Origin of the sequence: Anabaenopsis sp. FSS-46, assembly GCF_029891665.1 — a bacterium.
In the GTDB taxonomy this organism is placed as follows: domain Bacteria; phylum Cyanobacteriota; class Cyanobacteriia; order Cyanobacteriales; family Nostocaceae; genus Anabaenopsis; species Anabaenopsis arnoldii.
The window spans coordinates 50,294-65,663 of record NZ_JANQDG010000029.1 but is presented as its reverse complement, the minus strand read 5'-3'; the positions used below and the strand labels follow the sequence as shown (position 1 = coordinate 65,663).

At 40.8% G+C, this 15,370-nt stretch carries 13 protein-coding genes; 4 read left to right on the top strand and 9 right to left on the bottom strand.

The window, feature by feature from the left end; genetic code table 11:
* Window positions 1-204: 204 nt before the first annotated feature.
* The 3 genes from NWP21_RS03115 to NWP21_RS03105 all read right to left on the bottom strand — a co-directional run bounded on the left by NWP21_RS03115 (window position 205) and on the right by NWP21_RS03105 (window position 2,626).
* Complete coding sequence (locus tag NWP21_RS03115; protein ID WP_280791577.1) at window positions 205-1,236, bottom strand: dihydroorotate dehydrogenase-like protein; 1,032 nt, start codon at window positions 1,234-1,236, stop codon at window positions 205-207.
* A gap of 200 nt (window positions 1,237-1,436) precedes the next feature.
* Window positions 1,437-2,225: a superoxide dismutase gene (locus tag NWP21_RS03110; protein ID WP_280791576.1), complete on the bottom strand. Its 789-nt coding sequence runs from the start codon at window positions 2,223-2,225 to the stop codon at window positions 1,437-1,439.
* Between the two features lie 50 nt (window positions 2,226-2,275).
* Entirely contained in the window at window positions 2,276-2,626 is a 351-nt protein-coding gene (locus NWP21_RS03105) for a phage holin family protein (RefSeq protein ID WP_280791575.1), read from the bottom strand.
* Between the two features lie 568 nt (window positions 2,627-3,194).
* Between NWP21_RS03105 and NWP21_RS03100 the strand changes: the two genes are divergently transcribed.
* Window positions 3,195-3,584, top strand: coding sequence for a hypothetical protein (locus NWP21_RS03100; protein ID WP_280791574.1), 390 nt, complete (start codon window positions 3,195-3,197; stop codon window positions 3,582-3,584).
* Window positions 3,585-3,627: 43 nt separating this feature from the next.
* On the opposite strand, the gene NWP21_RS03095 is transcribed toward NWP21_RS03100, so the two are convergent.
* Together NWP21_RS03095 and NWP21_RS03090 are read right to left on the bottom strand one after the other, a co-directional pair.
* Entirely contained in the window at window positions 3,628-4,755 is a 1,128-nt protein-coding gene (locus NWP21_RS03095) for a site-2 protease family protein (RefSeq protein WP_280791573.1), read from the bottom strand.
* A gap of 111 nt (window positions 4,756-4,866) precedes the next feature.
* Window positions 4,867-5,988: an HhoA/HhoB/HtrA family serine endopeptidase gene (locus NWP21_RS03090; protein ID WP_280791572.1), complete on the bottom strand. Its 1,122-nt coding sequence runs from the start codon at window positions 5,986-5,988 to the stop codon at window positions 4,867-4,869.
* Between the two features lie 121 nt (window positions 5,989-6,109).
* Here NWP21_RS03090 and NWP21_RS03085 point away from each other — a divergent pair, with 121 nt between their 5' ends.
* Entirely contained in the window at window positions 6,110-6,787 is a 678-nt protein-coding gene (locus tag NWP21_RS03085) for a DUF305 domain-containing protein (RefSeq protein WP_280791571.1), read from the top strand.
* A 96-nt stretch (window positions 6,788-6,883) separates the two neighbouring features.
* On the opposite strand, the gene NWP21_RS03080 is transcribed toward NWP21_RS03085, so the two are convergent.
* Window positions 6,884-8,095, bottom strand: coding sequence for an ATP-binding protein (locus NWP21_RS03080; RefSeq protein WP_280791570.1), 1,212 nt, complete (start codon window positions 8,093-8,095; stop codon window positions 6,884-6,886).
* 580 nt (window positions 8,096-8,675) lie between these two features.
* On the opposite strand from NWP21_RS03080, the gene NWP21_RS03075 reads away from it, so the two are divergent.
* The gene (locus NWP21_RS03075) at window positions 8,676-10,172 is read left to right on the top strand and encodes a PAS domain-containing sensor histidine kinase (RefSeq protein WP_280791569.1); all 1,497 of its coding nucleotides are present in this window, start codon (window positions 8,676-8,678) and stop codon (window positions 10,170-10,172) included.
* Here the strand turns inward: NWP21_RS03075 and NWP21_RS03070 are convergent.
* The 3 genes from NWP21_RS03070 to NWP21_RS03060 form a co-directional block, all read right to left on the bottom strand.
* Window positions 10,156-12,318, bottom strand: a complete 2,163-nt coding sequence (locus NWP21_RS03070) for a glycogen debranching N-terminal domain-containing protein (protein WP_280791568.1) — start codon at window positions 12,316-12,318, stop codon at window positions 10,156-10,158. The two genes, NWP21_RS03075 and NWP21_RS03070, sit on opposite strands and share 17 nt — an antisense overlap.
* Window positions 12,319-12,332: 14 nt before the next feature.
* Window positions 12,333-13,301: a TIGR03885 family FMN-dependent LLM class oxidoreductase gene (locus NWP21_RS03065; RefSeq protein WP_280791567.1), complete on the bottom strand. Its 969-nt coding sequence runs from the start codon at window positions 13,299-13,301 to the stop codon at window positions 12,333-12,335.
* Between the two features lie 402 nt (window positions 13,302-13,703).
* Window positions 13,704-14,258, bottom strand: coding sequence for a CAP domain-containing protein (locus NWP21_RS03060; RefSeq protein WP_280791566.1), 555 nt, complete (start codon window positions 14,256-14,258; stop codon window positions 13,704-13,706).
* A 66-nt stretch (window positions 14,259-14,324) separates the two neighbouring features.
* Here NWP21_RS03060 and NWP21_RS03055 point away from each other — a divergent pair, with 66 nt between their 5' ends.
* Complete coding sequence (locus tag NWP21_RS03055) at window positions 14,325-15,356, top strand: AI-2E family transporter (protein WP_280791579.1); 1,032 nt, start codon at window positions 14,325-14,327, stop codon at window positions 15,354-15,356.
* Window positions 15,357-15,370 lie beyond the last annotated feature (14 nt).

The window sequence follows — 15,370 nt, the reverse complement described above, 5'->3', positions numbered from 1 at the left end:
GTTTGTCAAAAATGGCTCAAAGACCGCAAAGGACGCACCCTAAATCATGAGGATATTCTACATTATCAGCGTGTAGTGGTGGCGCTGCAAGAGACTATTAAGTTAATGCAGTTAATTGATCAGACTATTCCTAGTTTCCCTGTGGTTTAGAACCCCACCCCCAGGGGGTTAAAGGGTCAAGGGGTGGGGTTACGATCATGGTTTTCAACCAAAGTAATATGATGTATCGTGGTTAGCTTTCCATTCAGGTTTATAACTAGCAAGCGATCGCATATACTGGACACGTTCAAAGGCGCTAGGATTGGGGCAATTTTGTTGACTCATACTCCCCTGCATTTGTTGTACTGACTCGTACTCGTGTTTTTCCATCCATTCGCGCATTTCCCGCTCGATCACACGAATCTGGTCAATTCCATGCTTAAGTAAAACTGAGCAAAGCATAGTAATTTTCGCCCCAGTCATCACCATTTTTAATACATCCTGTCCACTGTGAATACCGCTAGTGGCTGCCAAATCAGCATGAATGCGACCATGGAGGATAGCAATCCACCGCAGGGGTAACCGCAGGGATTGGGGTGTACTTAACAATACATTAGTTTCAACATCCAAGAGATTGAGATTAATATCCGCCTGGTAAAAGCGGTTGAATAAGACTAATGCATCAGCCCCAGCAGCATCCAAACGTTGAGCCATATTTGCCATACTAGTAAAATAAGGGCTGAGTTTCACTGCTACGGGGATAGTAACTACTGCTTTGACCGCATCGAGAATATTAATATAGGTCTGTTCAATTTCATTACTAGTGAGTTCCATATCAGTAGGAACATAGTAAATATTTAACTCTAGCGCGTCCGCTCCTGCTTGCTGAATTTGCTTGGCGTAGTTTGTCCATCCACCCAGGGATGAGCCGTTGAGACTAGCAATAATGGGGATACTCACCCTTTCTTTAGCTTTGCGGATATGCTCTAAATAAGTTTCTGGTCCTACCCGGAAGTTAATGGAATCAGGTAAGTAGGTTAGAGCTTCCGAAAAACTTTCTGTACCTTGGGTGAGATGATCGTGGAGTTCATGACTTTCTAGGCGCAATTGTTCTTCAAATAATGAATGCATTACTACCGCAGCAGCACCTGCTGTTTCCATACGCTGGATATTATCAATGTCTTCCGACAGGGGCGATGCGGAGGGAACAAGAGGAGACTTCAATTTTATCCCCATATATGTTGTTGTTAAGTCCATACTCATTACTCCTGTTGTTAATGTTCTCAGGGGTAATTAACCACAGAGAAACGCGAATAATCTTGTATTCATTTCTGGGTATAATCTCTAGCAGCCAAATATCGATAGGTTTCCCAACGAGTTTTGACATCAGCTTGAGCTTGTTTGAGTAATTGCTGTGCTGCTTGGCTGTCCCCAAAAAACTTTGCGACCCTTTGCGTTTAAAACTGTAATGAAACCTGCGATCGCCTGTTAACTTCCGACCAATTGACCACACCCCACCAATTATTTAAATACTCACCGCGGCGGTTACGATACCTCAAATAATAGGCGTGTTCCCAGACATCATTACCCATAATTGGGTATGCACCATTCATAATCGGGTTATCTTGATTAGGTGTAGTGACGATTTGCAATTCACCCGTTGAGTTACGCACCAACCAGACCCAACCACTACCAAAGCGATCGCTTCCAGCTTGATTAAACTGTTGTTTAAACTGATCAAAACCCCCAAAAGTTTGGTTAATTTCTGTCGCAATTTCCCCTGTAGGTTCTCCACCACCTTCAGGGGTCATAATTTGCCAAAAAATTGTGTGATTCAGATGTCCACCACCATTATTGCGAACCTTGGTGCGGATATTTTCAGGAACACTATTTAAATCCCGCAGCAAAGCCTCAACGCTCTTTTTCTGTAAATCTGGCTGTTCCTTGAGAGCATCATTGAGATTATTCACATAACTAGCATGATGTCCGTCATGATGTAGTTTCATAGTTTCCGCATCAATAGCTTTTCCCAGTGCTGCATAATCATAGGGTAATGGTGGTAACTTTGCAGGTTCTGCGCTGAGTTCTCCATCAGGAGAAGCTACGGGGGGAAATGTAGCAGCAATAGCGCTCTGTCCAGAAGATTGTGATGCAGCTATGGGTAATGCTTGATAAGAAAGTAGCACTATCCCCATCAGCATCGCTGTGAGTAGCAAGACAATTTTTTTGACAAAAAATTTAGACATAAACATTCACACCACCATGATTTTTTGTATTCTGAAAAAGTGGACTTTTTTTAACTCCAGGTTCTGACAATAGCTAGGAGGATAGAATTAACAATCGCCAAAGCGATCGAGCCGATTAATGCACTCCAAAAACCCCATCTCAGAGTAAATCCTGGAACCAAAGCAGCAGCCAGAGCAAAAATAATTGCATTCAAGATGAAGAAAAACAACCCAAAACTCAGAAGAATAACAGGGAACGTAAAAAATGCTAGAATCGGTAGTAAAATTGCATTCAATATGCCGAAAACTGCTGCAGAAATTGCTGCTTTACCCAAACTATCGATTTCAATACCTATAGGTAGTCGAGAAATGATTAAAAAGCTAATTGTAGTTACTAACCAAGTTAGAATAAGGTCTAACATTTATGATTCCTCACTATATTTAATTAATGGTTAACATCAATCATATTTTTATCTTCCTATCTTCTCATTAATCTAGTTTGATTAACAGTAGTCTTTTGTTAAATTCTATCATAAAATTCACCTTTATTAAACCGATGTATTAATATATTACTTTGGATATATAACTAAAAATTATAAACAAAACTATCGGCAGATATAGGGTAAATTTGATTCTGCTAAATATATAATTAAACCATAAACTAGAGTGAGGATTTTGCATCTTAATGTAAGTTAATAATATCAGCGCATTTTCAAGAACAGATTTTATCTAGACTATAAAAAATGAATATTACCGCATCAATCATACTCTGTAGCTTCTAGATTGTTTATTTCCCATCCATCTGCAAAAATTTTCTGGGAATTGTCAACCTGAACCAGCGGTAAATTTACCCTGACTTGTTAATTAGAGTTTTGGCAAAATTATCATAAATCAATCATTAACCGCCGATGAAAACCTAGGGTTATGCTGAGATTCAAGATTCATAGTGTATCAAAAATAACATATTGTAGATAGCTGAGGATAAAAAATATGTCTGTTGAAGTAATTACCCCGCAGAAAATGGGAGAAAATAGAAATATTTCTCAAGTAACTCAAAGTGAAGTTAAACAAGAGCAAATGCAACCAGATGGTATAAATATCCCAGATGTAGCTTTAAGTTTATCTCCCATAGCTTTGCTATTCAGTTGGGTGATGTTTTTCCTGATATTACAAAAAATCCGCACTGTTTTAGACAATAAGATGGTTTTTACCCTCAATGGTATACATAAGGTTCCGTGTAAAAACTGTCGGTTTTATTCAAATAACCATTATCTCAAATGTGCTGTAAAACCTTCTATTGTCATGACTGAAGAAGCAAAAGATTGCTCCGAATATTCACCCAAAAATGGCAAATTTTCACCAAATAGCCTCTTTAAATAATTTTATGCTTATTAAATGCTTAATTTTAATTTTTAGTCAATCATTAGGTAAGCTCACCTAAATCTCGTTGTCGCTGTAACCAGTAAGCTAAATCATTGGCTGTAATGATACCTTTAAGTAAATCATTGTGAATCACCAGTACACGGCTAACCCCTGAATCTTGCATTTTTTGCAATACTTGAGACATCTGTTCTTCTGGACAAGCAGTAACACCGTTTTCCGTGGGTATCATTGTATCTTTGACAGTACAATATTGCCATTCTTCCCTGGGGATATCCTTCACCTGATTTAAAGTAATAATACCTACAGGATGTCCGTCTTGTGTAACTGGAAAAGAATGATAGCGACGACTGAGAAAATATCTATCTACTAACTCTTGAAGTTTCATGTCAGGACTAACAGTTTCTGGGTGAGGAGTCATAATTTCCTGGGCCCTTACCCCTTGTAAACTGGTGCGCAGCAAAAGTTCCTCATAGCTAGTTTCGGCGGCGTTGTACAAGAACCAACCGATGAGAATTAGCCACAGTCCCCCCAAAATCGCCCCAGCAAACATCTCTAAAACACCGAAGACAATTAACAGATAACTCAGCCATTTTCCCCCGTTAGAGGCGATTTTTGTGGCTTTTTTGAGATTACCCGTATACTTCCAAAGAAGAGAACGAAAAACGCGACCGCCATCTAAGGGAAAGCCCGGTAACATATTGAAGATAGCTAGAGCCAGATTAATTACCGCCAGGTAAGCAAAAACACCGGTAAAAACCACACTCAAACCGGTATTTGTTCCCACATACCAAATCAAACCAAAAACAGCAGCTAGCAGCAGACTGACAACCGGACCGACCCCAGCTATTTGGAACTCATCCCCTGGCGTTTCTGCATCCATACGAGTCCGGGAAACTCCACCAAAAATAAATAGGGTGATACCTTCTACGGGAATTCCCTTGGCTCTGGCCACGAAGGAGTGAGAAAGCTCATGTGCTAGCAGGGACGCGAAAAACAGCAGGGTTGCTACTATACCCATACCAAAATAGGTACTACTATCAAATCCGGGATAGTTGGTGGGGAATATCCCAGCGCTTAAAGTCCACAGGACGAGAAAGAAAATTATCAACCAAGACAAATCAACTCGGATTTCAAATCCGAAAATAGAACCAAGACGAAAACCTTCCATAATAATTTCTAATTAAGAAAGTCCCATTTTCACCACCGCAACTATAGACAAAAGTAATTTATTTTGCTTCTGACAAATGATAGAGAGGTAAAATCTATCTTTTGACTGTTGCTATTGTGTGGGTAAAGCTTCTGGTTTGACTGTGATGTTCTGTCTACTCCCATCGCGGTTGATGGTGATCACCATGGTATTACCGATGTTGGTGGTTTCTACTTGTTGCTGTACTTGCTTGATATCTTGAATACCTATATTATTGATACTTTCAATAATGTCACCGGGACGCAAACCAGCGCGAAAAGCAGGGGAGTTACCAACGACTCCCAGAATAATTACACCGCTATCCTGAGTAATTCTCATCCCCGCATCACTTTGATTGATTTTCTCACGTAACTCAGGGTTTAACTGGGCCATTTGAATACCGATGTAGGGGTGAGATACTTTTCCCGTGGCGATTAATTGTTCTGCAATGCGTTGAGCAGTGTTGATGGGAATGGCGAAACCTAACCCTTGGGCTCCCTGGATGATAGCGGTGTTCATCCCAATTACTTCTCCTTGAGCATTCAGCAGCGGACCGCCAGAGTTACCCGGATTAATGGCCGCGTCAGTTTGAATAAAGTCCACTCGTTCTGCAGGTACACCCAGAGCTGCTACAGAACGCTGTGTAGCGCTGATAATTCCTTGAGTGACTGTATTATCTAACCCTAAAGGATTACCAATGGCGATCGCCCATTCTCCTGGTATTAAATTATCTGAATTACCCAGCTTCACCGTCGGTAAATTCGTGGCTGCAATTTTGACCACAGCAACATCAGTTACTGAATCAGCCCCCACCACCTCCCCTTGAAAACGGCGGCCATCCTTCAATATAACTGTGACATTATCGGCATTTGCTACCACATGGGCATTAGTAAAAATTAGCCCATCCGCAGTAGTAATAAATCCTGAGCCGAGACCCTGTTGTACTTCTTCCCTAGTGGGTAATTCCCCCCGGAAAAACCTTTCTAAGATGGGGTCTGGGGATATTTCCACAGTGCGGGTAGAGTCAATGCGCACCACTGCAGGACCTACCTCTTGGACAACCCGAGAGATGTAATTTACATCACTATTAACCGTTGATTGTACTAATGTATTCCCCGCGATTGGTGCTTGAGCATTCCTGACATCTCTAGTAGGGATACATCCAGTAACGAATAAAACTAAGCAAAAAACTGCTCGCTGGAGAAGTCCTTTCATTTATATGCTTGAGGACTGGGGAATGAATACCCAATCACCTCCTATTTTACTCAGGACCCAGAGCCTGGTTAATTAGACATATCAAAATATAATCGAGATCATGCCTTGTGAAGAATCAACCATGCAAATCTTATCTTTGAGAAATAAATTTTTAGCTTGGAGCTTTGTAGTGTTTACATCCTTTACTGCGGGAGTTTTGACAGCTTGTTCCACAACCACATCCGAAAACCCCAACCCCAATACCACCGCAAGTGAAACCAGTAATCACCACAGTCAGATAGATCATGCTATGGATTTAGGTCCAGGGGATGCTAATTATGATTTACGCTTCATTGATGGCATGATTTTACACCATCAAGGAGCTATAGATATGGCTCAGGAAGCACAGGAAAAATCACAACGTCCTGAAATCAAACAGCTAGCAGAGGAAATCATTACCGCCCAAAAGCAAGAAATTTCTCAAATGCAGCAGTGGCGCACAGCTTGGTATCCTCAGGCCGGTGATCAACCCATGGCTTATCATGCTCAAATGGGTCACATGATGCAGATGACAGCAGCACAAAAGCAAGCCATGATGATGACCATGGACTTGGGTGTTGCTGATGATAAATTTGATTTGCGTTTTATCAATGGGATGATTCCCCACCACGAAGGTGCTGTAGTCATGGCCCAAGATGCTTTACAGAAGTCTCAGCGCCCAGAAATGCGGGAATTGTCCCAAGAAATTATCAAAGCCCAAGCAACAGAAATCAATCAAATGAAACAGTGGCGACAAGCTTGGTATAAATCGGATATGTAATAGTCAGCCTCCGCGACCCTCTGCGTTCATCAAAACCAACATACTCAACTATCCCACCCGGGATAGTTTGGTGCACAGCCATAATTACCCTCGGTCTTACCTCAAGGGAATCGTGACAATAAAAGTAGTCCCCATCCCCACCTCACTCTTCACAGCAATTGAACCTGTGTGTAGTTGAATACATTTGCTCACAATGGATAACCCTAAACCCATCCCGTGAAGATTACCTACATTGGTGGCGCGGTGAAAACATTCAAACAATTTAACTTGGTCTGCTTCAGGAATACCAATACCTTGGTCTTGAACAGTAAAACTTACATTTGACTTGCTAATCTTGAGGTTAAACTCTACCGTAGTTCTATCAGGTGAATATTTGATGGCATTAGCCAGCAAATTGATTAAAATTCGCCTGAGTAGTTTTTTATCTAAATTCCCAATTACGCCAGATTCAGCAGTAGTAGCAAAGACAATATTATGATGTGGCGCACTTAATTGCATCTCTTCCCCTAATTCCTGACAAAAACTAATTAAATCTAAAGGAGCAGGTTTAAATTCTAACTGGCTATTTTCCCCTTGATTAATTAATAAAATATTATCTAATATTTCTGTTGTATATTTCACATAATTTAGAATAAAATCTAAATGTTTTTTCTTTCTCTCCTCGTCGAGTTGATCACCAAAATCTTTTAAAATACCGGCAGAAGAAGCAATTACAGATAAAGGGGTGCGAAACTCATGGGAACTCATAGCTATAAAACGCGACTTCAATTCACTCAGTTCTCTTTCTCGCTCTAAGGTTTTCTTGATAGCTGGAACCACTAAGGGTAATTCTTCTAAATCTATGGACTCTATAAAAGATTGGGAATTTTCATAGACAGATTCACAGGAACTCACTGTTACTAAACCCACAACCTCATTCTGTTCATCAACAATAGCTAGATTGTCAGTTTTGTATTGATGTAACAAATTCAGAGCTATAAAAATATTTGTAAATTGTGATTTTTCTAGAGTCACCGGATGCTGATTCATCACCTCAGTTAGGGTTGCTTGCTCCAGATTCACCCCCATGGCTATACATCTAATCAGATCCTTGTGCGTGAATATCCCAACTAATTTTTTATTTTCCACTACCAGCACACAAGTGGGGTTTTCTCTATGATTCACCAATGATGAGGTGAGATTATAGGTGTCACAAACCTGAAACATTAACTTGACGGCTGCAATTACCGATGTTTCAGCACTCAGGATCAAGGGACAAGGTACTATCGCTTTGTGAATATCCGAAACACCAAAAAATTTTGTTGACATACTTCTTAATCATCTTCCAAGATTGTATTGCTTTGATTAATAACTCCCGACAGAGTTCAAAAATTATACTAACATTAGCTTCTGTAATAAATTTCATTTTTCCGACAACAATATGAAAATAATTACTAAAATAGTCTGGTTTGGCAATCCCAGTAATTCCTGATTATTATGTTCAGTGTTACACCTGAGGAGACCTGAGCCGTAAAGCCCCCGTGTTTCTCCGGGGGGATATCAGTTAACAACCGAATTTATTCGGTCACAAAATGCTAGAATATTTATCATTGCTCAGGACAAGGGTTTGAGTCTCAGTGGTGTGGACTAGATAACCAAGCTATTTTCAACAGTAAAACTACTTGTTGCTGTACGGTTAAGTCAAACTGGAGTAAAGCAAAACCAGCAACTTATGCAATAGTTGCTCTCCCGACAACAGAATTAATTCAGGGCTACTAGAAAATGAATAGTATTGCTTGTTGAAGATCAAAACAAGATTTTATTTTCATAGGTGCAAATGTATAATATGTTAAGATACTCAAGGTATTTTCACCCTCTATTATGGGTTTTGGTTTTACTAATAACATGGGTGCGAACTGACAAGCCAGCCCTAGCCCTATCGCCATCTCTTAACTCTACAAATTCAGTACTATTACGCAATAAAATAACAGAAGGCATACACAGTAATCTTACAGATATTACCCCAAAAACTAGCCTAAAGTTAACCATTTCAGATGTAGGAAAAACCCCGGAAAGATTTATTTATCCTCAGTTAGGTATTTTACAACGGCTCTATGTGTTATTAGGTTTCAGTGGTAGAAAAGCCTTTGACCTTTTACCTGGATATCAATTGATTCAAGAGTTGTTTTACTTTGTCTTCTTAGCTTTAGTATTCCTTTTAACACTAGCTTTATGGGAACATCTAAATTCCCAGAAAAATCAGCGCCACCTTGAATCAGAACAGGGACAACTGGCTATGATAGTTAAAAACAGTTCTGAATTTATTGGTATAATTAATCTGGATTACCAACTAGTATTTCTCAATCATGCAGGTAAGAACATCATCGGTTTTCATGGTCAAAATTCTTTAACAAAAGAAAATTTCTGGGATTATATTCATCCAGATGACCGCTATTTATTTGAATCCAAGATTTTGCCCACTGTCCTCAAAATAGGTGAGTGGGAAGGAGAAATCAGGCTGCGCCACTTACAAACAGGAGCAGTGATTTATACCGATGCTTATTTTTTCTTAATCCCAGATGAAAAAACCAGACAACCAACTGCTGTAGCATCTGTAATCAGGGATATCACCCCACTCAAGCAAGCCCAAAAGAATATTATTCAAACTTTAGCAAAGGAAAAAGCCATTAGCGAAATGCGATCGCATTTGATCACCATGGCAGCCCATGAAATTCGTACACCTCTAGCCATTATATCCTCATCTACAGGGATTTTGCAAGATTTTGGCGATCGCCTGAATACAGAAAAAACACAAGCACACCTTCAGACCATCCAACAAACCGTTCAGCGGGTGACTCAACTGCTCGATGACTTAATGCTGATTAACCGCGCTGAAGCTCAAAAGATGGAATTTCAACCAGAACCAGGGGATATCATCGCTTTTTGTCGTCGTCTCACAGAAGAAATACAAACCACCACCAGCAAACATAAAATAGATTTCTGTTGTAGTGTAGACCAGCAAATGTCAGACGGTTCTTTGATGGTTGAGTTTGACGAGAAACTGTTACGACACATTCTCAGCAATCTGCTGACCAATGCGATTAAATACTGTCCTGAGCACAATTTAGTTAAATTGAGTTTAACCCAAGAAAATCAGCAACTGATATTTAAAATCAGTGATAGAGGGATTGGTATCCCTGATGCAGATCAAGCTAAGTTATTTACATCTTTTCATCGCGGGTCTAACGTCGGTAAAATTGCTGGTACAGGTTTGGGCTTGTCCATAGTTAAGAAATGTGTAGACTTGCACAAAGGCACAATTTCCCTAGATAGTCAAGTAGGCAAGGGGACAACATTTACCGTCAGTATTCCTGTTTTTTCAGGTCAACTTAAAAATTGCGCCTGAAATAACTTTGCTGTTTGACCTCCACCTCACCAGATTTAACCACCGCATCCCAATGGGTAACCTCACCGTGTCGCCAAAACTGCAAATCTACACGGGAGTTACCAATTTCCACTTGCTGAAGTTCAATTTCTGGTAACCATGGTGGTAAATGTGGGTCAACATAAAGCAACTGATGGGGAGCATCAGCTTGTAAACCCAGTATAGCTTGGATGAGATGAAAAACCGATGCAGCAGCCCAGCCTTGAGGTACATTAGCCTCAATGTAAGGAACTGGAAAAGCTCCTGGTTGACGCTGAGTACCAGCAAATAGTTCTGGGAGGCGATAGCTAGCAAAATACTTGGACGCATCAAAGATACCGTGAGCAATTTGGGCGACCTCCTGAGTAAAACCATAGCGCTTAAACCCCATAGCGATGATGCCATTATCATGAGGCCAAATTGAACCTAAATGATAGGAATAAGGATTATAAGCTGCATTTTTCGTACTTAAAGTGCGAATACCCCAACCACTCCACATATCTGGTTGCATCAACCGCTTCACCACACGGGCCGCACGTTCAGGACTGGCGATACCACTCCATAAACAGTGACCAGCATTGGAAGTGAGCGATCGCACAGGTTGCTTATCTGGGTCTAGAGCAAAAACATAACAGTCTAAATCTTCACTCCAGAAATGCTCCTCAAAGCGTACCTGTAATTGACTAGCTTTAGTGCGTAATTCGTGAGCAAAACTTCCTTCACCCAGGACATCAAACACCTCCGCCATCCGCATCCAAGCATCAAACACATAACCTTGTAACTCACATAATGCTTTTGGTGCCTTTACCTGGCTTCCATCGGGATAAACCACCGCTTGAGCAGAATCTTTCCAACCTTGATTTTCAATTCCCCCTGGTGATTGCATTTGGTACTCTTGAAACCCATCACCATCTAAGTCCCCATAATTATCAATCCACTCCAGACAACGCAGCACTATATCCCGGTTATTCTGCAATAATGAATTATCTCCCAACCACTTCCAGGTTTCATGTAAAGTAATCAGAAATAAAGATGTAGCATCAGCAGTACCGTAATAGGGTGTATGGGGGACTTTAGCAAAATATGCTAATTCACCTTGGCGGACTTCATGGAGAATTTTACCTGGTTGAGCATCCCGCCATTCATCTAACTCAGTAGCTTGTAACTCCCCTAATTTTTGCAGCGCACCCCGAGCAAAACCCGGATGAACAATCATATTTTGCAAACTGATAATCAAGCTGTCACGGCCAAACAGCGCCACAAACTTAGGTACACCTGCTGCTGGTAGCCAAATATCAGGGCCAAAATCGTAATCATATAATCGTAGTGAACCTAAATCTTCAATTGACTGGCGATACAATCGCACTACATCCTCATTCCCGCAGACAATAGTAGTTACTGAGTCCCGCCATTGACAGTGCAGCCTTTCAATTTCTGTATTTATGCTCTTGGATTCTACCATCTCTTGATAACAGAAATCAACCGCTTCACGCACACGCTCATGATCAATCAGATTATATTTACAGCAAGTGTGCCAAGTCTGACTCGGTTCTAGTGATATCTCAAAGGTAATGCGACCGTTTGCATAGTAAGGTCGGGAGGTAAAGTTACAAGGTTTGTATATCAAACAACGGGAAAATGAGCCATTTGTATATCTGGTTTCTAGTTGATGTTCTTTTTCACACCATTTAGTTTCAATATGTCCCCGACGCACATATTCCTGTGATTCTACCTCGAAAATATCGGCAAAGTCTGAAGCTAAGGCAATTTCTAGATTAAATGTCACAGCTTGGCATGCATTATTAGTAATATCCAGATCCTCATGAATTCCTTCTTCTACCGTGCGGCTAATAATTAAGGATAAATCACCCTGGGTAACTTTTCCCCGTCTGCAAGTAAATTCAGGATTAATCAGATAAACCCGCGCTGCATAATATGTTGTGGTGGCCGAAGTTAGGCGAATCCAGGGATGACCATCAATGTAACAGCTATAGTTACTTAAAAACCTCGTGTCGTCTGCAAAAATTCCCAGATGACTATGGGGGTTGATTTCTCCACCCAGGTCAGTGGACATGAAGGTACTACCATGATTAATCATCAGAATTGGTGGCCCAACAGTTACTCGCATAATTTATTTACTCCTTAATTAGTAGCTTGAAGGGCTGGGATGACCTGTTTACCAAATACTTCGATGAAATTCCGCTGTTGACGGTTAACGTTGTGGAGATAAATTTCACTAAAACCCAGTTCAATATCTTTGCGCAACCATTCAATGTGTTGTTGTGGGTCTGCTGATATGCGGATGTGTTTATACATATCTTCTGGTTTGACAAACTCCGCCATGTCCTCAAATTGCTGGGGATGACGCAAGTCTGCTAATACAGGACTGGAGAAAATATTAGTCCGCCATTGCTCAAAAGCTCCCTCTAAAGCTGTGCTTTCCTCCTGTGCGTAAGAAAGTTGTACTTTGAGATACATGGGCTTACCTTCCCCACCACCCCGGCGGAATGCTTCTACCACTTGCTGTAACATTTGCTCAGGGTGAGAAATAGTGATCAGTCCATCTACCCAACTTCCTAACCATTCCGCAGTTGCTGGGGTGATGGCCGCACCAATAATCAATGGTGGTGTTGCTGGTCTAGTATAAAGTTTTGCCTGTTCTACATTTACTAAACCGTAGTGGGTGATGGTTTCCCCACTCCATAGGGCGCGGATCACCTGCGCGCACTCTTTCAGGCGCATATTACGGACGGTTTTCGCCGGCCAAAAGTCCCCTGTAATCTGTTCGTTTAATGCTTGTCCGCTCCCTAATCCTAACCAGAAACGTTGGGGAAACATTTCACTCAGGGTCGCCGCAGCTTGAGCAATAATCGCTGGGTGATAGCGTTGTCCAGGGGCGCAAACTACACCAAAATTTAAGGGTGTAACCTGCATTGCTGCACCTAACCAGGACCAAGCATAACCGCTTTCTCCTTGGCGATCGCTCCACGGATGAAAGTGATCTGAACAAGATACACCACTGAATCCAGCTTGATGAGCGGCTTTTACATATTCTAAAAGAGCGCTCGGTTTAAACTGCTCATGAGAGGCGTGATAGCCAAAAAATGCCATAGCCTTAACTCCAGTTTTATTACTCAAGTCTTCAGACAAATAAATTAATTTCAGGAAAATTATTACCTAGGAACTTTTATTTTATCTATGGAATTCATTGACTCATCAAAAGCAAAAAGACAAAAACTCTTGAACTACAAAATTAGCCTAGACTATCTACAACAAATGTTGCATATTGTCAATCATCCAATCATTCAAGACCTTTTTAATAGACAAAATTACCCAGATAGATGTACCCTAATAAAGGCTAATTCTTCAGAATTAGCCCAGATTATTTAACTACTAAAAGTGTGAATTATGGGAAAATTTCAACGCCAAAAAATCTATCTATTAGTCTATATTTTGATCAAAATATGAACCCTAAGAAAGGTGCTGACATTTCTCCTAGTTCTTAATTCCTATTCAAGGGCGCAAGAATAGCTGAGTTATATAGTAGGTGTTGTTAACTCGCCAAACTCCTACCCCAGTTTCTGTAAAAACCGGACGGAGAATATTCTCACGATGTCCGGGACTTTGCATCCAACCATCAACAGCTACTTCTGCAGGTTCGGGAATATTCGTAGTTTGGAAAATATTTTCACCCACCACCGAGTAAATGATACCACCAGCTTTAACTCTATCTTCTAGGGTGCTACCATCAATACCGGTATGACTGAAAAAGTTATTTTCTGCCATTTGTTGGCTGTAATTACGAGCCACCTGTGCTAGTTTTTCATTATGCTCTAAAGGCGGGAGTTGTTGATCTTCACGCCTCTGATTAATGAGTTGTGTAACTAAAATCTCTATTTGGTCATTTGTATCAGACTGGGCTACTTGTGGTAACTGTGGTAAATTAGCTGATGGCATCTCCACCTCAGGTAACGGTGGTAAATACTCAATTACCTGTTTACACCCAGTTAAAAGCAGCGTCATTGCTGTTCCCATAACCCAGAAAACCTGAAATAATTGATTTTTCATCAGCAGTCCGATTTGATTTGTCAGTAGCGGCAATTTATGCGGTAGAGATCACGGATTATGGAAAATATGAAAATAGGCCAATTACTGGGATTTTTGGTACTGGTGATCTCACTTTATATACTCTGGGAAATTCGCCAGTTATTGTTACTTTTATTTACAGCCATTGTCCTAGCAACAGCCATTAGCCAACTAGTACGGCGCTTTCAAAGGTCGGGGATGCAGCGCATTTGGGCTGTATGGCTGAGTATAGTGATTGTCTTCGCTTTATTAGTTGGTTTTTTCCTGGTCATTGTGCCACCTTTTATCTCCCAGTTTCAGGAATTAGTACAGTTATTTCCTAGTGGAATAGCTCGCATTCAACAGATGATGACTTGGTTAGACGGTACAATTATTAGCCCCTATGTGAGGAATTTACCAGATATTAATAATTTAATTCAACAACTACAGCCATTAACTGAAAATCTCATCAGACAAGCGATCGCGTTTTTCTCTACTGGAGTGACTGCCGTCTTACAATTTCTACTAGTCATAGTTCTAACTTTGATGCTGTTAGCTAATCCTCAACCCTATCGTAACATATTTGTACGCTGTTTTCCGTCATTTTACCGCCATCGCGTCCAACAAATTTTGACCTTATGCGGTGAAGGCTTGGGAAACTGGACAATTGGCGCTTTAATTGAAATGGTATTTATTGCCTTTTTAAGCGGGTTAGGACTGCTAATTTTACAAGTACCCTTAGCACTGGCTCATGCGGTACTTGCTGGGTTACTCAATTTTATTCCCAATATTGGACCGACTTTAAGCGTAATTTTACCCATGACTATCGCCTTTCTTGATACACCATGGAAGGCGATCGCGGTTTTAATTCTATACGTAGTTATTCAGAACATAGAAAGCTATTGGTTAACACCCACAGTCATGGCCAAACAGGTAGCGCTCTTACCAGCTTTTACCCTGACAGCACAAATCTTTTTCGCCAGCTTCTTCGGTGCTTTAGGGTTACTCATGGCGCTACCCTTGGCGGTAGTTGCGAAAACCTGGATAGAAGAACTGGTATTTAAGGATATTTTAGATAAGTGGCAAAAAACCAGTGGATAAATATATGATCTTTG

What these genes read in the sequence shown, in the direction of transcription:
- NWP21_RS03115 (WP_280791577.1), bottom strand. Translation starts at nt 1,236, where the DNA reads ATGGACTTAACAACAACATATATGGGGATAAAATTGAAGTCTCCTCTT.
- NWP21_RS03110 (WP_280791576.1), bottom strand. Translation starts at nt 2,225, where the DNA reads ATGTCTAAATTTTTTGTCAAAAAAATTGTCTTGCTACTCACAGCGATG.
- NWP21_RS03105 (WP_280791575.1), bottom strand. Translation starts at nt 2,626, where the DNA reads ATGTTAGACCTTATTCTAACTTGGTTAGTAACTACAATTAGCTTTTTA.
- NWP21_RS03100 (WP_280791574.1), top strand. Translation starts at nt 3,195, where the DNA reads ATGTCTGTTGAAGTAATTACCCCGCAGAAAATGGGAGAAAATAGAAAT.
- NWP21_RS03095 (WP_280791573.1), bottom strand. Translation starts at nt 4,755, where the DNA reads ATGGAAGGTTTTCGTCTTGGTTCTATTTTCGGATTTGAAATCCGAGTT.
- NWP21_RS03090 (WP_280791572.1), bottom strand. Translation starts at nt 5,988, where the DNA reads ATGAAAGGACTTCTCCAGCGAGCAGTTTTTTGCTTAGTTTTATTCGTT.
- NWP21_RS03085 (WP_280791571.1), top strand. Translation starts at nt 6,110, where the DNA reads ATGCAAATCTTATCTTTGAGAAATAAATTTTTAGCTTGGAGCTTTGTA.
- NWP21_RS03080 (WP_280791570.1), bottom strand. Translation starts at nt 8,095, where the DNA reads ATGTCAACAAAATTTTTTGGTGTTTCGGATATTCACAAAGCGATAGTA.
- NWP21_RS03070 (WP_280791568.1), bottom strand. Translation starts at nt 12,318, where the DNA reads ATGCGAGTAACTGTTGGGCCACCAATTCTGATGATTAATCATGGTAGT.
- NWP21_RS03065 (WP_280791567.1), bottom strand. Translation starts at nt 13,301, where the DNA reads ATGGCATTTTTTGGCTATCACGCCTCTCATGAGCAGTTTAAACCGAGC.
- NWP21_RS03060 (WP_280791566.1), bottom strand. Translation starts at nt 14,258, where the DNA reads ATGAAAAATCAATTATTTCAGGTTTTCTGGGTTATGGGAACAGCAATG.
- NWP21_RS03055 (WP_280791579.1), top strand. Translation starts at nt 14,325, where the DNA reads ATGAAAATAGGCCAATTACTGGGATTTTTGGTACTGGTGATCTCACTT.